The following is a 21,623-nucleotide window of genomic DNA, read 5'->3' on the forward strand; positions in this document are numbered from 1 at the left end:
TTTTGGGGTTTATCATAAAATCCTTATACAAAAATAAATTGGCTAGGATTTTAAAATCCTAACCACTTTATTTATTTAACTTCAGTCCATATCTTATCTAGATCTGTTACGGAGTTTCCTATATCCTTTAGGTACTCGCCTTTTTTTACAGCTTTTTCTGGTGGATAAACTGCCTTATCATCTAGTATTGCTTTATCTATATATTGATAGGCGGAGGTATTAGGATTTCCATAAGGGAAATTTCGAGAAATTTCTGCACTTATTTCTGGTTCCATTATAAAATTAATAAAAAGTTCTGCTGCTTTAATATTCTTCGCAGCTTTCGGAATTACAAGGTTGTCTTGCTGAAGGAATAGACCTTCCTGCGGTATTACATACTTTATGTTTGGATTTTCACGACTAGCCAAGTTTCCTTCTGCTCCCCAAGCAAATATTGCTTTTGATTCTCCGTTTATAAGACTTGTTTTCGGACTATCGCTATCATAAGACTTAATATTAGCCTGAAGCTTTTTTAGCTCGATTTTTGCTTTTTGAAGAGCTTCTGGACTAGTTTCATTTAGAGAATATCCTAGCTTCTTTAGGGTTATTCCAATTATAACTCTTTCATCATCAAGTACGGTTAAAGAGTTTTTAAACTCTGGCTTCCAAAGGTCTTTGTATCCCTTTATGCTACCTTCAGGAATTTTTGAACTATCGTAGGCTATTATTCCTGCAAGCCACATGTAGGGAACACTATATTTATTACCTTTATCAAAGGGTAGATTCAAAAACTGTGCTCCAATATTGTTTAGGTTTGGTAGGCTATCTTTATGAATTTGCTGAATGAGGCCTTGTTTACTTAATATTTCAACCATAAAATCACTAGCAACTGTTACATCATAATTTCCACCACCGGCCATGAGTTTCGCTAGCATCTCTTCGTTGGAAGAAAAGGTACTATAATTTACTTTAATATTGTAGGTTTGTTCAAATTTATCAATAACCGATTGTGGTAAATATTCAGACCAGTTAAAAACATTTAGTACCTCCTTAGGTCCTGCATTGTTTTTGGAATAAGCAAATATTCCCCCTCCAATACTTGAGAAAACAAGGAAAATTGCTGTTAGTATAACTGCAACCTTTTTCATATTAATATTTACATTTCTAATCAAAAGCGCAAATCCAAGTACAATAACCGTTAAAAATATTAATAAAGTTGAAAGAGCATTAATTTCAGGTGTAACACCGAATTTTACCATAGAGAAAACTTTAAGTGGTAAAGTTACACTTCCAGGTCCAGCTACAAAAAAACTAATTATTACATCATCAAGGGATAAGGTAAAGGCTAGTAGCCCACCTGCAATAACCCCTGGCATGATAATCGGCAGCGTCACATAAAAAAAGGTTTTTAAAGGGGTAGCTCCAAGATCCATTGCTACTTCCTCAACTGATTTATCAAAGCCGTCAAGTCTTGTCTTAACCACTGCAATTACATAAGCTATGCTGAAGGTTACGTGAGCAATAATTAAAGATATCTTTCCGAGTGGAACCTTTACAATGGAAAAGAAGGCAAGGAGTGATATCCCCATAACTATTTCAGGTATGACTAATGGCACATATAGTATAGAGTCAACTATTCTTTTTCCTTTAAATTTATACCTATACATCCCAATAGCTGCTAATGTACCTATAATTACCGAAAGTACTGTACTTATTATAGCTATAACAAAAGAGTTTTTAACAGCCTCTAAGATTCCTGCATTATGGAGAAGGCTTTGATACCATTTAAAGGTGAAACCAGTCCAAACTACATTTAGCTTTGATTGGTTAAAAGAAAATGCTATAAGTACCATAATGGGTATATATAAAAACATAAATATCAAAAGTAAATACATAAATTTTATTAAACTTATTTTTCTGTTTTTCACCCTTATAAAACCTCCTTAGTGCTTTTAGTTCCAGATACCCTTGTGTTGTAGATAATAACTGAAAGCATAACAATTATTAAAATAACTGATATAGCAGAACCAAAGGGCCAATCTCTTGCAGTAAGGAACTGATTTTTAATAAGATTACTTATAAGGATTACTTTACTTCCTCCCATAAGGTCAGTTACGAAGAAAAGCCCCAGGGTAGGAATAAATACTAAAATAGAACCTGATACAATTCCACCCTTTGTAAGTGGAAGTGTAACCTTTAAGAATTTATAAATTGGTGTTGCACCAAGGTCTGAAGCGGCATCTAGTACTCTCTTATCAAGTTTTTCTATTGAACTATAAAGAGGAAGTACCATAAAGGGAAACATCATATATAGCATACCAAGCATAACCGCTGCATTATTATACATTAAATTAAGCGGTATATTTATTATATGCAAGTGCAGAAGTACAGTGTTTATTATTCCTTCTGTTCGGAGTAATATAATCATTGCATAGGTTCTAACTAAAGAGTTAGTCCAAAATGGAAGTATTATAAGTAAAAGTAATAGAGGTTTAAACCTTTTGTGCATATTTGCTATTATAAATGCAAATGGATACCCAAGCAGCAGACATAACACCGTGGTATAAATAGCAATTAAAATAGATTTGAAAAAGATATTAATATAAAGTGGATTTAAAAGTTTTGTATAGTTGGATAATGTAAACTTATATACTATATTTCCAACTTCTCCTCTAGTAGAAAAACTTACTACAACTATAAATAAAAGAGGTATAACGAAAAAAACAATCATCCATAGCAGAGCGGGTAAAATTGTTGGCAAATATTTTAAAACTGAAGATAAGTATTTTGTAATGGGATTTTTACATCTATTAGTTTTCATTTATGACCTCCTCTTTATGCTTTGATAACTATAGTATGCTTTGGCTTCCAGGTTATGAAATAATCTTTGGCTTCATCTGAAAATATAAAATTTTGTCCTATGGGCTCATTAACTATAATTTCTTTGTCGTTTTTAACAATCATAATAACTTTAATGTTCGAACCTACATAAACTTTCTCTTTAAATTTACATTGAAGCCATACATCACCATCTTCAACTATTTCTTTTACTGTAATCCTCTCAGGCCTAACAGAAACTATAAATTTTTCTCCGAGCTTATAATTTTGGTTAGGTATTCTAATTATATCTTCTTCTTGTTCAAGCTTAAGTAGAACTTCATCTTCTTTCAACTTAAAGACTTCTCCTTCTAAGATGTTTGTCTCTCCTAAAAAGTCAGCTACAAATTTAGTTTTAGGGTGCTCATAAAGCTCTTCCGGTGTACCAATTTGCTCAATAATTCCATTGTTCATAACCACAATTCTATCAGACATGGTTAGTGCTTCTTCTTGATCATGGGTTACGAAAACAAATGTTATACCAAGGATTTTCTGGAGATGTTTAAGCTCTAATTGCATTTGTTTACGAAGCTTTAAATCAAGAGCGCCTAGTGGTTCATCCAAAAGAAGAACCTTTGGGCTGTTTACTACCGCTCTTGCAATAGCAACACGCTGCATTTGACCACCACTTAGCTGAGAGGGCATTCTATTTTCATAACCTTCAAGTTGAACCATTTTTAACATCTCATTTATCTTATCCTTGATTTTAGCTTTTGGAAATTTTCTCATTTTAAGTCCAAAGGCTATATTATCGTAGATATTCATATGAGGAAATAAGGCATAGTTTTGAAATACTGTGTTAACACACCGCTTATAAGGTGGCTTGTCTGTAATGTTTTCTCCATCAATTATGATTTCACCACTTGTAGGTAATTCAAAACCTGCGATCATTCTTAAGGTAGTGGTTTTTCCACAACCACTTGGTCCAAGTAGAGTTAAAAACTCCCCTTGTCTGATATCAAGATCTAGGTTTTTAATGACGGCCTTATCTTGATCAAAACTTTTACAAATATTTAACAATTGAACGAAAACATTTTTTGTCACACCGTAACAGCTCCTTTTTTATTATATATTTATAGTATACAATCCATATTAGAATTGTTAAAAGTTATAATTATACATTAGATTGAATAATTATAACTTAAAAATAATAGCACAATATTTTTTAAATATCAATAAAGTTTATATATATATTATTACTTATATTGCTTTAATATTTTTTTGATGTTACAATAATTATTGTGAATTTAATAAAAATTGAATATTAGCACTAGGTGCCCTGAAGCAAGGGTTAAAAGGGAAAGTGGTTAAAGACCACTGCAGCCCGCCGCTACTGTATTAGAGGATGAAATCCGAAAAACCATTGGGAAACTGAGAAGGTTGGAGAGTAAGATGATGCTAAAGCCAGTAAACCTGCCTAAATGCAAATGATTTTAGTCTTCGGAGGGAGGATGAAAAATGCATAATTTAGAAATAATATTGGGTAATCCAATAAGTGAAAAAATTAACTGCATAACCACATCCATGAGGTGTGTTTTTTTTATTTCATGCATTTTTTTACTTAGGGATTTATCACTAAATTAATAAGGAGTATACTATGAAAAACATTGTACTTATAACAGGTGGTGCAAGGAGTGGAAAGAGTACTTATGCTGAGAAGTTAGCTAAAGAAGAAAAGGGTGAGGTACTTTATATTGCGACTTCCATTCCATTTGATGATGAAATGAAGGATAGGGTTAAAAAGCATAAACAAAGAAGACCAGCTAATTGGCGTACTTTTGAAGGCTATAAGAATTTAAAACAAGTATTTTATAATGAAGATATGCACTTTGATACGATTTTATTAGATTGCATAACAATAATGGTTACAAATCTTATGTTTGATAGCGCAGGGGATAACTTTGATGATCTTAATAATGAGGAGATAGATACTATGGAAAGTGAAATTTTACTAGAGGTATCTGACTTTATCTCCGAAGTTGAAAAAAGCGCAAAAACAACAATTATTGTAACTAACGAAATTGGCTCTGGAATTGTACCAGAATACAAGATGGCAAGGGTTTTTAGAGATATTGCAGGTAGAGTTAATCAGTATATTGCATCCAGGGCACAGGAAGTTCACTTGGTGGTTTGTGGCATACCAATTAAAATTAAATAATTAATGATAAAATCAAAATTTATGGAGGTAATTTATGTTTAAGAAAAAGAGTATAATAAGTATAGTGCTTGCAATTTTTGTATGTATTGTGTTTACTGCATGTGGTAATAAAGCCACAAGCAACAAGGATCTTAATACTACTAAAAAGGAAACACCGGCTGTAGTTTATCCTTTAAAAGTGGTGGATTCATATAATAGAACCGTTACAATTGAAAGTGAACCTAAAAGGATTATTACAATTGCACCAAATATAACAGAGGGAATATATGCCCTTGGTAAAGGTGGAAGTTTAGTTGGTAGAAGTGATTATGATGACTATCCAACAGAGGCCCTTAAGGTAGCATCAGTTGGTAGTTTATTACAACCAAATATAGAAAAAATTGTTGAGTTAAAACCTGATGTAGTTATTGCATCAACTCATTTTGATAAGGCTGTTATTAAAAAATTAGAAGCTCTTAATATAAAAGTTATAGTACTTTATGGCGAAGAAAATTTTGCCGGTGTATATGATACAATGGCAAAGCTTGGCCAAATTGTAAATGCGAGTGAAAAATCACAGTCAATAATATCAGACATGAAAAAGAAGGTCGCAGATATAACTAAGAAGGTAGCAAATGCTAAAAAGCCAACAGTATATTACGTAGCAGGTTTCGGTAAAAGCGGCGATTTCACTGCAGGAAAAGATACATTTATAGGAAATATGATAGAAATGGCTGGTGGGAAAAATGCCGCTGATGATGCAATTGGTTGGAAATATAGTATAGAAAAGCTTGTAGAAAAGGATCCAGATGTGCTAATATGCTCTAAGTTCTTTGATACGAAAAAAGGTATAGAAGCTACCACAGGTTACAAAGACTTGAAAGCAGTTAAAAACGGAAAATTATTAGAAGTTGATGATAATACTATTGTTAGGCAGGGACCAAGACTTGCAGATGGGCTAGAAGCAATGGCTAAACTAATTCATCCTGAACTTTTCAAATAAAAGGGGATTTACTACCATGACATTTATAGAAAATAAGAGTTATTATAAAAAAGTTTTTGCAATAGGGGTATTTCTACTTATAATTGTGATAATTGCTGCGGCAAATTTTGGGGTGGCAGATATATCATTCAAACAGACAGCTTTAATTGTAATAAGTAAAATTCCAATAATAAATAACCTTGTATCCACTGGTGGAATTAAGTCTACATCAATAATCATATTATTAAATTTAAGACTGCCTAGAATACTTTTAGCCTGTTTAGTAGGGGCAGCACTTTCAGTGGTTGGCACTTCTTTTCAGGGCATTTTTAAGAATCCAATGGCAGACCCTTTTGTTCTAGGAGTTTCATCTGGGGCAGCACTTGGAGCAACTATAACCATGGTGTTTCTAAAGGAAATTCATTTTTTTGGAATGAGTATGGTAGCGTTCACTGCTTTTATAGGGGCTATAATAACTACTTTTTTAGTTTATAATATTGCTAGAGTTGGTACAAAAGTTCCAGTTGCCACACTTCTGCTTGCAGGAATCGCTATAAATTATTTGCTGTCTTCTATTATTTCACTAATGATGACCTTTAATAGAGATAATATTGAAAAAATAGTTATGTGGACTATGGGTAGTTTTTCAACAGCTGGTTGGGATGAGGTTATTCTACTGTTTATAATAGTAGTTCCCTCAATTATATTCATATCTACCTTTTCAAGAGAGTTGAATATAATGCTGCTTGGGGAAGATAGTGCAAGAAGTCTTGGTATAGATGTAAATGGATTTAAGAAGCATATATTTGTAATAAGTACACTAATGGTGGCAGCAGTTGTATCTGTAAGTGGAATAATTGGATTTGTAGGCCTTATAATACCTCATGCCATTAGAATGATTTTTGGGTCTGATAATAGAGTGGTTATACCATTTTCAGCACTCGGAGGAGCTATATTTTTAGTGATTTGTGATACACTTGCAAGAGTAGTGGTGCCTCCATCAGAAATACCAGTTGGAATTATAACTTCGATTTTTGGAGTTCCATTTTTTATATATTTATTATACAGAACAAAAAAGAAGGCGATATAATTGATAGAAATAAGTAATGTGAGTTTTTCTTTTGAACAGGAAGTATTAAAGAACATTAATATAAATATAGAAAGAGGAAAGTTCTATACCATTTTAGGACCAAATGGATCAGGCAAAACCACTCTTTTAAGGATACTGTCAAAATCTCTGAATATGGAAAAAGGAGAGATTTCTATTGATGGAGTGGATTTAACCCAAATAAAAGCAAACACCCTTGCAAAGGAAATGGCTGTGGTTCCACAAAGCACAGAGATTGAATTTGATTTTTCAGTACAAGATATAGTTCTTATGGGGAGGACCCCACATATCTCTAGATTTTGCTCAGAAAGTGAAAAAGACATAGAAATAGCTATGAATGCTATGAAATGCACAAACACTTGGGAACTTAGGAATAAAAGCATAAATGCATTAAGTGGTGGAGAAAAACAACGAGTGGTAGTAGCAAGAGCAATTGCCCAGGAGACAGGAATAATTCTTTTAGATGAGCCTATTTCTCACCTGGATATTCATCACCAAATTGAAATAATGAATCAACTAAAAGAACTAAATCAAAATAAAAACATAACAATTATTGCGGTACTTCATGACTTGAACTTAGCAGCTGCATATGGTGATCGTATGATACTAATGCATGATTGCGTAGTCTACAAAAATGGAATTCCTGAGGAAGTATTAACAGAAGATATAATTAAAAAGGTTTATGGATTAGAGGTCTATATAACTAAAAACCCAAAAACTGGAAAGACTTTTATTATGCCTTTTTAGTATAAAAAGATAGCACAAAGAATTCTTATATAATTGAGAATTCTTTTTTTATAGCCAAATTTGAATTTATATTTGCAAAGTATATAATTATCGATTTAATTGGGGGTACCACCCTTTGTGGATCAGTATCATGGATAACTTATACTATATTAACAAAGATAAAGTGGATTATATAAATAATATAAGATAATATGGAAATTTTTGTTGTAAAACAGAATAAAACAAAGTAATATAAAAGAATAAGAGTAAATTTAAGGGGGATTAAAAAATGTTTGAGATGAAAGAAAAATTTAAAACAGGTATTCTACTTATTGATAGGGAGCATGAAAAACTTTTTGAAATAGGTGAAAGAGCTTATCAATTATTAAAAAGTCCATATGATACGGATAAATATGATAAAATAGTTGAGGTAATTGAAGAACTAAAAGAGTATACGATTTATCACTTTAAAGACGAAGAAAACTATATGGAGAGTATAAATTATAAAAGGTTATTCACACAAAAGATGGATCATGCAGCCTTTATTGAAAAACTTGAAGGAATTAATTTAAATAAAGTTGATGAAAATCAGGATGAGGCTATAATGGAAATACTAATTTTTTTAAATGATTGGTTGATTAATCATATATTAGAGAAAGATTTACTTATACCTAGAAAATAAATTTTATTAAGAAAATCAATAAAAAAAATGTATTAAGATAACAATAATAAAGCTTAGGATTGGGAAAAACAATCTTAGGCTTTATTAATTCTTAAGCCAAAAATAAGAACTTTTTAATCTGATCTTAATCTTATAAATATATAATATTGTAAAGAGAATTTAACGATAGGAAGAAAATGGGGGGAATAATATAATGATATCATTTATACAGAAATTTGATAGTTCCATATTATTGTTTATAAAAGATAATATGCATGGACCTATTATGGATAAAGTCATGATTATATCAACGTATTTAGGTAATGGGGGGATCATTTGGATTATAATAGCTTTGGCATTAATAATTAGCAAAAAATATAGAAAAATAGGTTTTATGGCAATAGCAGCTTTAATATTAAGCACAATTTTAGGTGAAGGAATATTAAAGCATATGGTTAAGCGTATGCGGCCAATTTCGAATATACCAGCATTTGATCTTTTAATACAAAGACCTTTATCCTATTCATTCCCATCAGGCCACACAACTTCTTCCTTTGCAGTGGCAGGAGTGTTAGCAAAATATTTAAAAAATTATGCATTAGGATTTTTCGGGTTAGCTTTTTTAATAGCTTTTTCAAGATTATATTTATATATACATTATCCTACAGATGTTTTAGCAGGTATGGTCTTAGGGCTTTTATGTAGCGAAATAATAATTTATGTATTTAATAGGGGAGATAGCAATAGCAAGGCTCAAATATAATATAAAAATATATATTAATCACTATAGTAGCTTAAATATAAGTTACTATAGTGATTTTTTTTGATTTCCCATTTAAGTTCATCCGTTTTGGGTTACAAATCAAGATTAAAATCAAAGAGAAAAACAAGGGTTGACTTCCAAATAGAAAGATGGTATTATTTTATTAATTTAGCAAGGTAACGTAATGCAGTAGTAAAGCGGAGTGAAAGGAGCAAGATTTTGAATAATTGGAAAAGACATATACCAGAAGGTTCAAGAGATATACTTTTTGAGGATTGTAATAATAAAATTAAAATTATAAATGTACTTAGAAAATTATATGTAAACTCTGGTTTCTTAGAAGTGATATCTCCTACATTAGAATTTTACGATGTATTTCAGGGAGATAATATATCTATTGAACAAGAAAAAATGTATAAGCTTTTTGATAATGTAGGAAGGATATTAGTGTTAAGACCAGATATGACAATGCCAATAGCAAGAATTGTTGCAACAAAGCTTAAAGATTCATTATATCCACTGCGAATATGTTACAGCGGAAATATATTTAGAATCAATGAAAATTGGGAGGGAAAGGTAAGTGAAACCACTCAATCTGGAATCGAAATAATAGGAAGTGAAAGCTCAAAGGCAGACGCGGAAGTAATTATAACGGCCATTAACGCGCTTATTGCTATAGGAGTAAAAAAATTTGAACTTGAAATAGGACAAGCTGAGTTTTTCAAAGGTCTCATTGAGGACATCGATCTTGGGTCAGTTGAAATGGAAAGATTAAGAAGATTTGTTGAAAATAAAAATTTTGGAGCACTGCGAGAGTTTATAGAAGAAAAGGAAGCAACACTTGGTACAAAAAATGTGGCAGCACTAAAAAAATTGCCAGAACTATTTGGTGGCATTGAAATACTTGCAAAGGCAAGAATCCTAACCCAAAATAAAAGAGCACACGCTGCATTAGATACTATAGAAAAAATATATGAACGACTAGAAAATGTAGGCCTGGGGGGTTATATTTCTATAGATTTAGGAATGGTACAGCATATCGATTATTACACAGGCATTACTTTCAGAGGATATAGTAGTGAGGTTGGAACTACAATTATAAGTGGAGGCAGATATGATAATCTAATCGCAAAGTTTGGAGAAGCTATGCCAGCAGTTGGGTTTGCAATAGATGTGGATAATATTTTGTCTGTTCTTGATAAACAAGGGAATAATAATGAAAAAAGCAGAACAAAATTTCTTATTCATTATGAAAATTCACTAATAGGAGATGCATGGAGATTGGCAACGCAAATTAGAGAAAAAGGATTTGATTGTGAACTAAGCTTATTTGAAGAAAAAGAAAAAACTTTAAGTTATGGTGAGCAAAAAAAACTAGATAAAATGATTTTCATATTTAAAGATGATAGATTTGAAATAACAGATATTAAAAGTGAAAAGAGTTGGAATGTAGATTTACAGGAACTTATTGAGAGTTTGGAGGAGTAATTATGAAAGCAATAAGAATAGCATTAACAAAAGGAAGACTAGAAAAGTGTGCTATTAAAATGTTTGAAGACCTGGGAATAGATTGTACACAACTTAAAAATAAAGGAAGAAAATTAATCCTTAAGGATGAGAAAAACAATATAGAATTTGTCCTTGTAAAATCTACAGATGTTTTAACCTATGTAGAACATGGCGCGGCGGATATTGGAATTGTTGGTAAGGATACTTTAATGGAACAGAATAAAGAATTTTATGAAGTAGTGGATTTGAAGGTTGGCAAATGTATGTTTGCTGTAGCATCCTTACCAAACTTTCTAAGTTATGATGGATATAATCGTAAAAAAATAGCTACCAAATATCCCACAGTAGCAAAAGAATATTTTAAAAGAAATAACGAAGATGTTGAAATTATTAAACTTGATGGGTCAGTGGAACTTGCTCCTATATTAGGGTTATCAGATGCAATTGTAGATTTAGTTGAAACCGGGGACACTTTAAAAGAAAACGGACTAATTATTATAGAAAAAATTTGTGATATTAGTGCAAGAATGATAGTAAACAAAGCCAGTATGAAGATGAAAAAGGAAAAAATCGGTAATTTAATAGACAAGGTTCAACAATACGTAGATCGGAATGAGGTGACGGTATCATGATGAAAATTACAGAGGCAAATAGCAATGAGGGAAAAAAATACATAGAGTTTCTAAAAAAAAGAGCAGAAGACGTTCAAAAGGACGTAAATATTGTAGTTGATAAAATTTTAGAAGATGTAAAAACTAGAGGCGATGATGCCATAATAGAGTACACACAAAAATTTGATAGTAAATTTGTTACGTTAGCGAATGTTATTGTAACTGCCGAAGAAATTAAAAATGCATATAAAATGGTAGACGGAGATTTTTTAGATGCAATAACCCTAGCAAAGCAAAATGTTAGGGAATTCCATGAAAAACAAGTGAAAAACCCTTGGATGATGACAAAAGAAAAGGGCGTTATTTTAGGTCAAACAGTAAGAGGTCTTGAAAGCGTAGGGATATATGTACCTGGCGGTACAGCATCTTATCCGTCGTCAGTTATTATGAATGCAATTCCAGCAAAGGTGGCAGGTGTTAAAAATCTAGTGATGGTAACACCACCTCTGGCAGATGGAAGTGTGAATCCTCATATTTTAGTGGCTGCAGACATAGCGGGAGTAGACAAAATTTATAAAGTAGGCGGTGCTCAGGCAATCGCCGGACTTGCATTTGGGACGAAATGTATTTCTAAAGTGGATAAAATAGTAGGTCCAGGAAACATTTACGTGGCTATGGCGAAAAAAAACGTGTTTGGATATGTAGATATAGATATGATTGCAGGGCCTAGTGAAATATTAATTATTGCAGATGAAAATGCGGATGAAAAGTTTATTGCAGCAGATTTAATGTCTCAAGCTGAGCATGATGTGCTTGCTTCTGCAATGCTCATAACCACTTCAAGAGAACTAGCAGAAAAGGTGGTGCGCGAGCTAGCAGTTCAGATAAAAGCAATGAGTAGGAAAGACATTATAAGTGAATCCTTGGAAAAATACGGAGTTATCTTAATTGTCCAAAATGTAAAAGAGGCCATAGATTTGGCCAATAAAATTGCACCAGAACATATTGAAGTGCTTCTAAACAATCCATTTGGTTTTTTAGGGGATATAAAAAATGCAGGTTCTATATTCTTGGGACAATATTCGCCAGAACCTCTAGGTGACTATATTGCAGGTCCCAACCATGTTCTTCCAACCAGTGGCAGCGCAAGATTCTTTTCCCCATTATCTGTAGATGATTTTATAAAGAAATCAAGTTATATATACTATACAAAGGATGCATTGTGTGAGGTGGCTGATAAGGTAATAAAACTTACAGAGGTTGAAGGCTTAACCGCACATGGAAATTCTATAAAAGTGAGGTTTGAATCATGATACAGGATTATTTTAGAAGGGATTTAAGTGATTTTAAGGCATATAAGCCTTCCAAAACTGATTATAAAGTGAGGCTGGATGCAAATGAGTGCTTTAGTAACCTTCCTCAAGAGATAAGGACGAAAATAAGCTGGGCAATTGAGGATTCTATTTTTAATAGATATCCTGATGCAGGCGCGTCTATGGTATGTGACCTCTATGCACAATATGCAAAGGTGAAAAGTACAAATGTAATGGCGGGAAATGGTTCAGATGAATGTATACAAATCATTGCAAATACATTTCTAAATACAGGGGATAAGGTAGCAGTTCAAAGCCCTGATTTTTCAATGTATGGATTATATACTAAAGTTGCAGGAGGAATTCCCATTGAATTTCCACTAGATGAAGATTTTAAATTGGATGTAGATGGTTTTATTTCAATGGTTAAGGGCGAAAATGTTAAAATTGTATTTTTATCAAATCCCAATAATCCTACAGGTGGAATTATTAAAAGAACGGACATTATAAAAATAATAGAAGGATGCAGCTGCATTGTAGTTATAGATGAGGCTTACTTTGAATTTTATGGTGAAACCATAGTAGATAAAATCTACGCATATGAAAACTTAATTGTACTAAGAACTTGTTCTAAGATTGGACTTGCTGCAATCAGACTGGGATTTTTGATTACGAGTCCTATTCTAATGACAGAACTTAAAAAAGTAAAACCACCCTATAATGTTAATGCAATTACTCAGAGTATTGCTTGTGTTATTTTAAAAGATTCGGAAATAATACATAATAATGTGGAGGGTATACTCAAAGAAAGAGTGTACTTATGGGAAAAATTGAAAAAAATTAATGGGATAAAACTCTATAATGCACAAGCTAATTTTATATTAATTGGAGTTGAAAATGCACAAATAATGAAACAACAACTTTTAGATAATGGCATAAATGTACGAAGTTTTACGTCCTATACATTACAAAATTGTTTAAGAATAACCATAGGAAGTAGAGAAGAAAATGAATACCTGTTAAACAATATTTCCCAGGAAAATAAAGTCATTTTATAAGCTTTGAATATATTGAACTTTCAAGAATTTAAGGGGTGAGGTATGTGATTTCAAGACAAGCAAAAATTGTTAGAGAAAGTAGTGAAACAAAAATTGATATCAGTATAAACTTAGATGGGTCTGGAAAATATGAAGGCGATACAGGCATAGGTTTCTTTGATCATATGTTATGTCTTTTTGCAAAACATGGACTTCTGGATTTATATGTAGCGGTAGAAGGGGATTTAAATGTGGATTCCCATCATACAATTGAAGATGTAGGTATAGTAATTGGTAGTGTCATAAAAGAAGCAATGATGGGTAAAGAGGGAATAAAAAGATATGGAACCAGTTTTGTACCTATGGATGAGACTTTGGCTACAGTGTCGCTAGATTTGAGTGGCAGACCATACCTTGTATTTGAAGGTAATTTTACAGTAGATAGACTTGGAAGTTTTGATACAGAGATGGTGGAGGAGTTTTTTAGGGCAGTTGCAGTTAATGGTGGAATTACACTTCATGCAAAAGTGCTTTATGGTAAAAATAATCATCATATGGTGGAAGCACTATTTAAAGCCTTTGGAAGTGCACTAAGTGAAGCATTAACCTATGACCAGCGAATAAAAGGCGTACTTTCTACAAAAGGATGTCTATAAGGAGGCTATAATGTGATAGTAATAGTGGATTATGGTGTGGGAAATTTGAAAAGTGTTCAAAATGCGCTTAATGCTTTGAATATTAAGTCTATAATATCTTCAGACAAGGAAGAAATCACAAATAGTAGAAGTATTATTGTTCCAGGGGTAGGTGCCTTTCCTGATGCAATGAAAAATCTAAGGGATATGGGACTAGATGTGGTAATAAAAAAGGCAGCGAAGGAAGGCAAACCAATACTTGGTATATGTCTTGGTATGCAACTTTTCTTTGAACAAGGTGAAGAAATTGAAAAATGCGAAGGCTTGGGACTTTTAAAAGGAACCATTGTGAAACTAGAAGGTTCTATAAAAATACCTCATATGGGTTGGAATGATTTGTTTTTTGAAACTAATTCACCGCTTCTAGAGGGTGTAGTGGAAAATAATTATGTATATTTTGTTCATTCTTATTATGCTCAAGTTGGCGAGAAACACATTGTAAATGCCTATAGTATGTATGAAAAAAAGATACCTGCAATTGTAAGCAAGGGTAATATATTTGGTTTGCAGTTCCATCCAGAGAAAAGTGGAGAGGCTGGAATGAAATTACTTGAAAACTTTGGAGGGATAGTATAATGAAGATATTTCCAGCTATAGATGTGAAGAATGGAAAATGTGTTAGGCTTTATCAAGGCGAGTTTTCCTCATCGGAGGTGGTAGGGGAAGATCCAATGGAAACAGCCCTAAGCTTTGAAGCCCAGGGATCAGAATATATACATATGGTAGATTTGGATGGAGCGCTAAGTGGAACTATTGGAAATGCAAATATTATAAATAAAGTTATAGTGAATATAAATATCCCTATACAGTTAGGTGGCGGTATAAGAAGTATAGAAGTCATTGAAATGTTACTAAAAAAGGGTTTAAATAGGGTAATATTGGGTACCGCAGCTTTGAACAATCCTTCACTAGTAAAAGAAGCCATAAAAAAATTTGGAGATAAAATTGCCATTGGCATCGATGCAAGGAATGGCTATGTAGCAGTGGATGGATGGAAAACCAGTAGTAAAATAGAATATATAGAATTTGCAAAACAAATGGAAGATATAGGAGCGAAAACTATTATTTTTACTGATATAAGTAGGGATGGTACTTTGGCTGGACCTAATTTTGAAGCAACACGGAAGATAAATGACCAGGTTTCCTGTGATATTATTGCATCTGGTGGTATGAAAAATATTGAAGATATAAAAAAGCTTGTGAAGATGAATATGTATGGAGCCATTATAGGGAAAGCACTTTACAGTGGGAATATATCTCTTGTAGAAGCAATTACAGCAGGAAGAGGTGTTGTCGATGCTTACTAAGAGAATCATTCCCTGTTTAGATGTAACTATGGGTAGGGTAATGAAAGGAATTAATTTTATAAATTTAACAGATGTAGGAGATCCTGTAGAAATTGCTGAATTTTATAATAGTGAAGGCGCAGATGAAATTGTTTTTTTGGATATAACAGCTACTCATGAGGGAAGAAAAAACATGCTGGATGTAGTGAGACGAACTGCTGAAAAGGTATTTATTCCCCTGACAGTAGGTGGAGGAATTAAGAGTATAGAGGATTTTAAAGAAACCCTTAGAGCGGGAGCAGATAAAATATCTATAAACTCTGCTGCAATTCGAGATCCGGAGCTTATAGAAGAGGCAGCAGCGAAATTTGGAAGTCAATGTGTTGTGGTTGCTATTGATGGGAAAAAGAATGAGGACAGTTTAGGTTGGCATGTAGTTATAAATGGTGGAAGAATAAATACGGGCCTTGATGCAGTAACGTGGGCAAAAAAGGTAGAAGAGCTAGGAGCAGGAGAAATACTCTTAACAAGTATGGATGCAGACGGAACAAAAGGAGGATATGATATAGAGTTCATAAATGCAATTACCAGCAGTGTAAATATTCCTGTGATTGCATCTGGCGGATGTGGAAAAATAGAGGACTTTTGTGAGGTTTTTGAGAAAAGTGGTGCGGATGCGGCCCTTGCAGCTTCACTGTTTCATTACAAAGAACTATCTATAAAAGAAGTAAAAGTGTATCTTAAAAATAGTGGTGTAGAAATTAGAATCTAATAAAAAATAAAGAAATGTGGTGAGGCTGTGGATGACATAGTGGAGATTCAATATAATAATGGGTTAGTCCCTGCAATAGTTCAGGAACATAGTAGTGGAAAAGTTTTGATGCTGGCATACATGAATGAAGAATCATTAAAAAAAACTAGGGAAACTGGAACAACTTGGTTTTGGAGCAGATCTAGAAATAAGTTGTGGAATAAAGGAGAAACCTCAGGACATTTTCAATATGTAAAAAACATTAGCATTGATTGCGATGGAGATACAATTCTTATAATGGTAGATCAAGTGGGAGTAGCTTGCCATACTGGAAGTAAAAGCTGTTTTTATAGGGAAATTTGGAAGGTTGAACCATAGATAAAAATAATATTGTAGGAAAAAAGTTGTTAAAATAAATAGAGAAGGGGAATAAAAAAATGAGTGATAATAACGTAATACAGGAACTTTATAAAATAATCGAAGAAAGAAAAGAAAGTCCAATCGAAGGCTCATACACTAGCTATCTATTTGAAGAAGGCTTGGACAAAATTTTAAAAAAAATTGGAGAAGAAAGTGCAGAAGTTATAATTAGTAGCAAGAACAATGACTCAAAAGACGTAGTTTCAGAAATATCAGATTTAGCATATCACATCCTAGTACTTATGGTAGCGCAAGGTGTAAAAGTAGAAGATATTGTTACTGAACTTGAAACTAGACGAAAAAAGATATGCAATAAAAAACAAAAGAGAGAAGATATTGTAGGCATACACTAAGATTGGCAAGGAGATTAGCTCGAATTATGCCCTGGACTTGTAAATGATATCCCAAAAAATAAAGGCCCCATGGGGTCTTTATTTATTTGGACGCCTAAACTCTAAATTTAGATAATATACTTAAAAGTTTATCTGAATTTTCTTTAGCAATTTTTGTTTCGTCTATTAGTTGATTTGATTTTTGAACAACATCTGTAAGTTTTTCTGTAATATTTACAGTGCCCTGAGCACCCTCATTTGTTGCACCGGTTATTCCATCTATTGTTCTAACGATAACATCAATTGAATCTGCTAATTACTATTCTTGTGTTTTTGTAGTTTGAAAAACAGATGCAAATGGTAAATAGTATATTGACAAATCATATGAAATGGTGTAATTTATAAGTATATTTAGCACTCAATCATACAGAGTGCTAACAAATAAAAAAACAATAGGATTTGTTACGAAAGGGGATTTTTTAATTGGAAAAGAAACAGTTTAAAACAGAGTCTAAAAGAATTCTGGATATGATGGTAAATTCAATATATACTCATAGAGATATTTTTTTAAGAGAACTTATTTCTAATGCTAGTGATGCTATTGATAAAATTTATTATAAGACATTAACAGATGAAACGCTAACTTTTGATAAAGAGAACTACTACATTACAATAGCAAGTGATAAGGAAAACAGGATATTAAAAATTTCTGATACAGGTATTGGAATGTCAGAAGAGGAACTTAGTGATAACCTTGGAGTAATAGCTAAGAGTGGATCTTTGGCATTTAAAAAAGAAAATGAAATAAAAGATGGGTATGACATAATTGGACAGTTTGGAGTAGGATTCTATTCTGCGTTTATGGTAGCGGATAATATTACTGTTATAAGTAAAGTTTTAGGTAGTGATGAGGCACACAAGTGGGAATCTAATGGTGCAGAGGGTTATACTATAGAGCCTTGCGTAAAAGATTCTATTGGTACAGAGATTATACTTAAGATAAAAGAAAATACAGAAGACGAAAACTTTGATGAATACCTTGAGGAATATGGAATAAAATCCATTATAAAGAAATATTCTGATTTTATTAGATATCCAATTAAAATGGAAGTAAGTGAATCAAGATTAAAAGAAGGTAGTGAAACAGAACATGAGGACTTTACGGTAGAAAAGACTGTAAATAGCATGGTTCCTATATGGAGAAAAAATAAAAGTGAACTTACAGATGAAGATTACAATAACTTCTATGCTGAGAAGCATTATGGATTTGACAAACCAACAAAGCATATTCATATCAGTGTTGACGGAGCTATAAGTTATAATGCAATTTTGTATATACCAGAAAAAATGCCTTATGATTTCTATACAAAAGAATATGAAAAGGGCCTAGAATTATATTCAAGCGGCGTCCTAATTATGAATAAGTGTGCAGATTTATTGCCTGACTATTTTAGTTTTGTAAAAGGAATAGTGGATTCAGAAGACTTGTCACTTAATATATCAAGAGAGGTATTACAACATGATAGACAGTTAAAACTTATAGCTAAAAACATCAAAACCAAGATTAAGAATGAGTTAGACGGTTTATTGAAAAATGAAAGAGAAAAATATGATGAATTCTACAAATCCTTTGGAAGACAATTAAAATATGGTATTTATAGCGATTTTGGAAGTAATAAAGAAGTATTACAAGACTTATTACTATTTTATTCATCAAAAGAGAAGAAAATGGTCACTTTAGATGAATATGTTTCTAGAATGCCAGAAGATCAAAAATATATCTATTATGCAGCAGGAGAGTCCAACGAGCGAATAGAAAAATTACCACAAATTGAAATGGTATCAGATAAAGGATTTGAAATTCTATACTTCACGGATGATGTAGATGAATTTGCAATAAGAATGATAATGGCATATAAAGAAAAAGAGTTTAAATCTGTATCAAGTGGTGACTTAGGTATAGAAGTAGAAGAAAAAGAAGACGCTACTAAAACGGATGATAAAGAAAGTAAAGAATTATTTGAAAACATGAAAAAACTTTTATCAGATAAGGTTAAAGATGTTAGGGCATCAAAGAGACTTAAGAACTATCCAGTTTGTTTATCAAATGATGGTGACCTTACAATAGAAATGGAGAAAGTATTAAATGCTATGCCTAATAGCGAAAATATAAAAGCAGACAAGGTTTTAGAAATAAATATAAACCATGATATGTTTAAAGCCCTTAAAGAGTCTTTTGAAAATGATAAAGATAAGTTTAATTTATATACTAATATATTATATAATCAAGCATTGCTTATCGAGGGGCTTCCAATTAATGACCCAGTAGAATTTACAAACAATATATGTAAAATAATGATATAACCTAGATACACTTTTAATGAAGATTAAAACATATTATGAGCTATAAATGGACATTCATTTATAGCTCATTTTTGTTATTTGGCAAATGTCCACTAATAAAGAATGAATTGAACATTTCATATATTTGTAATAGAATAAAACTATTGAAGATAAGATTAACTTTGAGTGATTTTTTTTACAAATGAAGGTGATGGAGGCAATTTATGATACAATTTCGTAAAATAATTGTTTTTTTATTTGTTTTAGTACTTCTTTTTTATATGATAAAATTATTGATTCTCACAAAACGAAGTTGGAAATTTGGAACATATACATTTGCTGTATTAATTGGAGGTCTTAGCTTACTTACTATTGGAACTTTTTTAGATATGATTGTTTATATCAAAAATTATGAATTTATTTACATATTAATAAAAATTTTCTTTACTCTAGGAGCGATTATTTACGTATTAGGTGTAATATTATGGAGTAATTACACTCAGAAAATGATTAATCAATTCGAAAAAACTGCATTAACTGACTCTATGACAGGGCTATTAAATAGAAATGGTATAGAGAAAATTTTCAATATGCGAGTTAAAGCAAGGATTTCTTTTTATGTTATTGTTTGTGATCTTGATGGAACAAAGAAAATTAACGATAGCTTGGGTCATTTAGTTGGGGACAAGTATATTAAGAGCACTACTAAAATAATGACTGATATAATAGGGTCAAAAGGTAACATTGCTAGAATTGGTGGGGATGAGTTTGTTATATTTCTAGAATATATAGATATTCAAGAGTTACAACTAATCATTTTAAATATGAAACAAGCAATTTATGGAATATTACCTGAAAAAAATACTGGAATAAGCGTTGGTTATTCGTTATTTCTTAAAGATGGAGTTACTTTCGAAGAATTAATAAAAATTGCAGACGAAAAAATGTATAAGGATAAACAAAGTAGAAAGCAATGTGGTTAGCTATAGCTTTATAAATTTTGTTTATGCGTAGTTCAGATGATATAATAAAATAAAACAAGCTACACTAATTTCAAAACTAAATCTAAAATAATTACATTTTAGATGGATATTAGGGCGAAAATGCTATCTTTAACCGCCCTATTACACAAAGGAGGAAACACTTATGATAAAACTCATTGCAACTGATATGGATGGCACCTTATTAAATGATAATGGAAATATAAGCGAAAAAATATTTGATTTAATACATGCTCTTAATGAGAAGGACATAAAATTTGCAGCAGCCAGTGGTAGGTTTTATTCTCAACTTAAAAAAAACTTTGAAAAGGTCAATACGGATATAATATTCATTGCTCATAATGGAGCTCTAGTTAAAAACAACAAGGGGAAGACGCTATATGAAAACAGTATTGATAAAGAACAAATAGATTATGTAATAAATTTAAACCCACAACTAGGGGAGGAACTATTCTTAGCTGGAGAAAATGAGGCATATATAGTAAATCCATCAGAAGATATGTTGAATACATTTGCACTTTTTGAAGTGCCTGCAGTAATAGTAAAATCTTTTAGTGAGATAAAAACTCCCATATACAAGATTACTTATTATATGGCTCATGGTGTAAATCCATCTATAGTCGATTATCTAAAGGGAAATTTGAATGATAAGCTTGAATTTGTTGTATCTGGAGGCAAGTGGGTAGATATAATGAATAAAGGTATATGTAAGGGGAATGCTATAAAAATACTTCAAGAAAAATTTAAGATAAATCAAAAGAACACAATGGTTTTTGGAGATTATTATAATGATTTGACTATGTTTAAAGCAGCACACTATAGTTATGCCATGGAGAATGCTCCAGAAGATGTTAAAAAACGTGCTAACTTTATTACAGAAAGCAATAATGAAGATGGAGTCTATAATGTAATAGCTTCATCACTGAAGTTAGAGTGTAGTTAACTTAAATAAATTTTAGTATGTAAATTATGCAATACTATTTACAAAATGTAAAAAATAATATAAAATAATATTATAATAAAAAAATTGTATAAAATAGCCAGTGCAGGAGGTACTATTATGAATATATGTTTACCTATCGTGCCGGCATT

At 31.8% G+C, this 21,623-nt stretch carries 22 protein-coding genes and 1 riboswitch; of the genes, 19 read left to right on the plus strand and 3 right to left on the minus strand.

Annotation, left to right across the window (positions count from 1 at the left end; translation table 11 throughout):
- Nucleotides 1-71 precede the first annotated feature (71 nt).
- From G9F72_RS12605 to G9F72_RS12615, 3 genes are read right to left on the minus strand one after another with little or no spacing between them, the layout of a single operon-like run.
- Entirely contained in the window at nucleotides 72-1,874 is a 1,803-nt protein-coding gene (locus tag G9F72_RS12605) for an extracellular solute-binding protein (protein WP_164957571.1), read from the minus strand.
- A 35-nt stretch (nucleotides 1,875-1,909) separates the two neighbouring features.
- Nucleotides 1,910-2,800, minus strand: coding sequence for an ABC transporter permease (locus tag G9F72_RS12610; RefSeq protein ID WP_164957363.1), 891 nt, complete (start codon nucleotides 2,798-2,800; stop codon nucleotides 1,910-1,912).
- 14 nt (nucleotides 2,801-2,814) lie between these two features.
- Nucleotides 2,815-3,900 carry an ABC transporter ATP-binding protein gene (locus G9F72_RS12615; RefSeq protein ID WP_164957362.1) on the minus strand — a complete coding sequence of 362 codons (1,086 nt, stop codon included), beginning with the start codon at nucleotides 3,898-3,900 and terminating at the stop codon, nucleotides 2,815-2,817.
- 211 nt (nucleotides 3,901-4,111) lie between these two features.
- Nucleotides 4,112-4,292, plus strand: a riboswitch (cobalamin riboswitch).
- A 161-nt stretch (nucleotides 4,293-4,453) separates the two neighbouring features.
- Here G9F72_RS12615 and cobU point away from each other — a divergent pair.
- The 19 genes from cobU (at nucleotide 4,454) to G9F72_RS12710 (ending at nucleotide 21,474) form a co-directional block, all read left to right on the plus strand.
- Complete coding sequence (cobU, locus tag G9F72_RS12620; protein ID WP_164957361.1) at nucleotides 4,454-5,014, plus strand: bifunctional adenosylcobinamide kinase/adenosylcobinamide-phosphate guanylyltransferase; 561 nt, start codon at nucleotides 4,454-4,456, stop codon at nucleotides 5,012-5,014.
- 34 nt (nucleotides 5,015-5,048) lie between these two features.
- Nucleotides 5,049-5,996: an ABC transporter substrate-binding protein gene (locus G9F72_RS12625; RefSeq protein ID WP_164957360.1), complete on the plus strand. Its 948-nt coding sequence runs from the start codon at nucleotides 5,049-5,051 to the stop codon at nucleotides 5,994-5,996.
- A gap of 16 nt (nucleotides 5,997-6,012) precedes the next feature.
- Entirely contained in the window at nucleotides 6,013-7,065 is a 1,053-nt protein-coding gene (locus G9F72_RS12630) for a FecCD family ABC transporter permease (protein WP_164957359.1), read from the plus strand.
- Nucleotides 7,066-7,830 (plus strand): heme ABC transporter ATP-binding protein, encoded by a 765-nt coding sequence (locus G9F72_RS12635; protein WP_164957358.1) that lies wholly within the window; start codon nucleotides 7,066-7,068, stop codon nucleotides 7,828-7,830.
- A gap of 268 nt (nucleotides 7,831-8,098) precedes the next feature.
- Nucleotides 8,099-8,491, plus strand: a complete 393-nt coding sequence (locus G9F72_RS12640) for a bacteriohemerythrin (protein ID WP_164957357.1) — start codon at nucleotides 8,099-8,101, stop codon at nucleotides 8,489-8,491.
- Nucleotides 8,492-8,684: 193 nt separating this feature from the next.
- Nucleotides 8,685-9,233 carry a phosphatase PAP2 family protein gene (locus G9F72_RS12645; RefSeq protein ID WP_164957356.1) on the plus strand — a complete coding sequence of 183 codons (549 nt, stop codon included), beginning with the start codon at nucleotides 8,685-8,687 and terminating at the stop codon, nucleotides 9,231-9,233.
- A 219-nt stretch (nucleotides 9,234-9,452) separates the two neighbouring features.
- Nucleotides 9,453-10,721, plus strand: a complete 1,269-nt coding sequence (locus G9F72_RS12650) for an ATP phosphoribosyltransferase regulatory subunit (protein WP_164957355.1) — start codon at nucleotides 9,453-9,455, stop codon at nucleotides 10,719-10,721.
- 2 nt (nucleotides 10,722-10,723) lie between these two features.
- Nucleotides 10,724-11,374 carry an ATP phosphoribosyltransferase gene (gene hisG / locus G9F72_RS12655; protein WP_164957354.1) on the plus strand — a complete coding sequence of 217 codons (651 nt, stop codon included), beginning with the start codon at nucleotides 10,724-10,726 and terminating at the stop codon, nucleotides 11,372-11,374.
- Entirely contained in the window at nucleotides 11,371-12,666 is a 1,296-nt protein-coding gene (hisD, locus tag G9F72_RS12660) for a histidinol dehydrogenase (protein WP_164957353.1), read from the plus strand. The genes hisG and hisD overlap by 4 nt, the downstream gene beginning before the upstream one ends.
- Entirely contained in the window at nucleotides 12,663-13,724 is a 1,062-nt protein-coding gene (hisC, locus tag G9F72_RS12665; RefSeq protein ID WP_164957352.1) for a histidinol-phosphate transaminase, read from the plus strand. The genes hisD and hisC overlap by 4 nt, the downstream gene beginning before the upstream one ends.
- Before the next feature lie 47 nt (nucleotides 13,725-13,771).
- Nucleotides 13,772-14,359: an imidazoleglycerol-phosphate dehydratase HisB gene (gene hisB, locus G9F72_RS12670; RefSeq protein ID WP_164957570.1), complete on the plus strand. Its 588-nt coding sequence runs from the start codon at nucleotides 13,772-13,774 to the stop codon at nucleotides 14,357-14,359.
- Between the two features lie 12 nt (nucleotides 14,360-14,371).
- The gene (gene hisH, locus G9F72_RS12675; protein ID WP_164957351.1) at nucleotides 14,372-14,974 is read left to right on the plus strand and encodes an imidazole glycerol phosphate synthase subunit HisH; all 603 of its coding nucleotides are present in this window, start codon (nucleotides 14,372-14,374) and stop codon (nucleotides 14,972-14,974) included.
- Nucleotides 14,974-15,705: a 1-(5-phosphoribosyl)-5-[(5-phosphoribosylamino)methylideneamino]imidazole-4-carboxamide isomerase gene (hisA, locus tag G9F72_RS12680; RefSeq protein WP_164957350.1), complete on the plus strand. Its 732-nt coding sequence runs from the start codon at nucleotides 14,974-14,976 to the stop codon at nucleotides 15,703-15,705. Before hisH ends, hisA begins: the two co-directional genes overlap by 1 nt.
- Nucleotides 15,695-16,456: an imidazole glycerol phosphate synthase subunit HisF gene (gene hisF, locus G9F72_RS12685; RefSeq protein WP_164957349.1), complete on the plus strand. Its 762-nt coding sequence runs from the start codon at nucleotides 15,695-15,697 to the stop codon at nucleotides 16,454-16,456. The genes hisA and hisF overlap by 11 nt, the downstream gene beginning before the upstream one ends.
- Nucleotides 16,457-16,483: 27 nt before the next feature.
- Nucleotides 16,484-16,813 (plus strand): phosphoribosyl-AMP cyclohydrolase, encoded by a 330-nt coding sequence (gene hisI, locus G9F72_RS12690; protein ID WP_164957348.1) that lies wholly within the window; start codon nucleotides 16,484-16,486, stop codon nucleotides 16,811-16,813.
- A 59-nt stretch (nucleotides 16,814-16,872) separates the two neighbouring features.
- On the plus strand, nucleotides 16,873-17,208 hold the full coding sequence (hisE, locus tag G9F72_RS12695) for a phosphoribosyl-ATP diphosphatase (protein WP_164957347.1): 336 nt from the start codon (nucleotides 16,873-16,875) through the stop codon (nucleotides 17,206-17,208).
- Nucleotides 17,209-17,670: 462 nt separating this feature from the next.
- Entirely contained in the window at nucleotides 17,671-19,551 is a 1,881-nt protein-coding gene (gene htpG, locus G9F72_RS12700) for a molecular chaperone HtpG (protein ID WP_164957346.1), read from the plus strand.
- Between the two features lie 203 nt (nucleotides 19,552-19,754).
- Nucleotides 19,755-20,513: a GGDEF domain-containing protein gene (locus G9F72_RS12705; protein ID WP_164957345.1), complete on the plus strand. Its 759-nt coding sequence runs from the start codon at nucleotides 19,755-19,757 to the stop codon at nucleotides 20,511-20,513.
- Between the two features lie 163 nt (nucleotides 20,514-20,676).
- Nucleotides 20,677-21,474: an HAD family hydrolase gene (locus tag G9F72_RS12710; RefSeq protein WP_164957344.1), complete on the plus strand. Its 798-nt coding sequence runs from the start codon at nucleotides 20,677-20,679 to the stop codon at nucleotides 21,472-21,474.
- Nucleotides 21,475-21,623 lie beyond the last annotated feature (149 nt).

It is taken from the genome of Clostridium estertheticum, assembly GCF_011065935.2.
Classification (GTDB): domain Bacteria; phylum Bacillota; class Clostridia; order Clostridiales; family Clostridiaceae; genus Clostridium_AD; species Clostridium_AD estertheticum_A.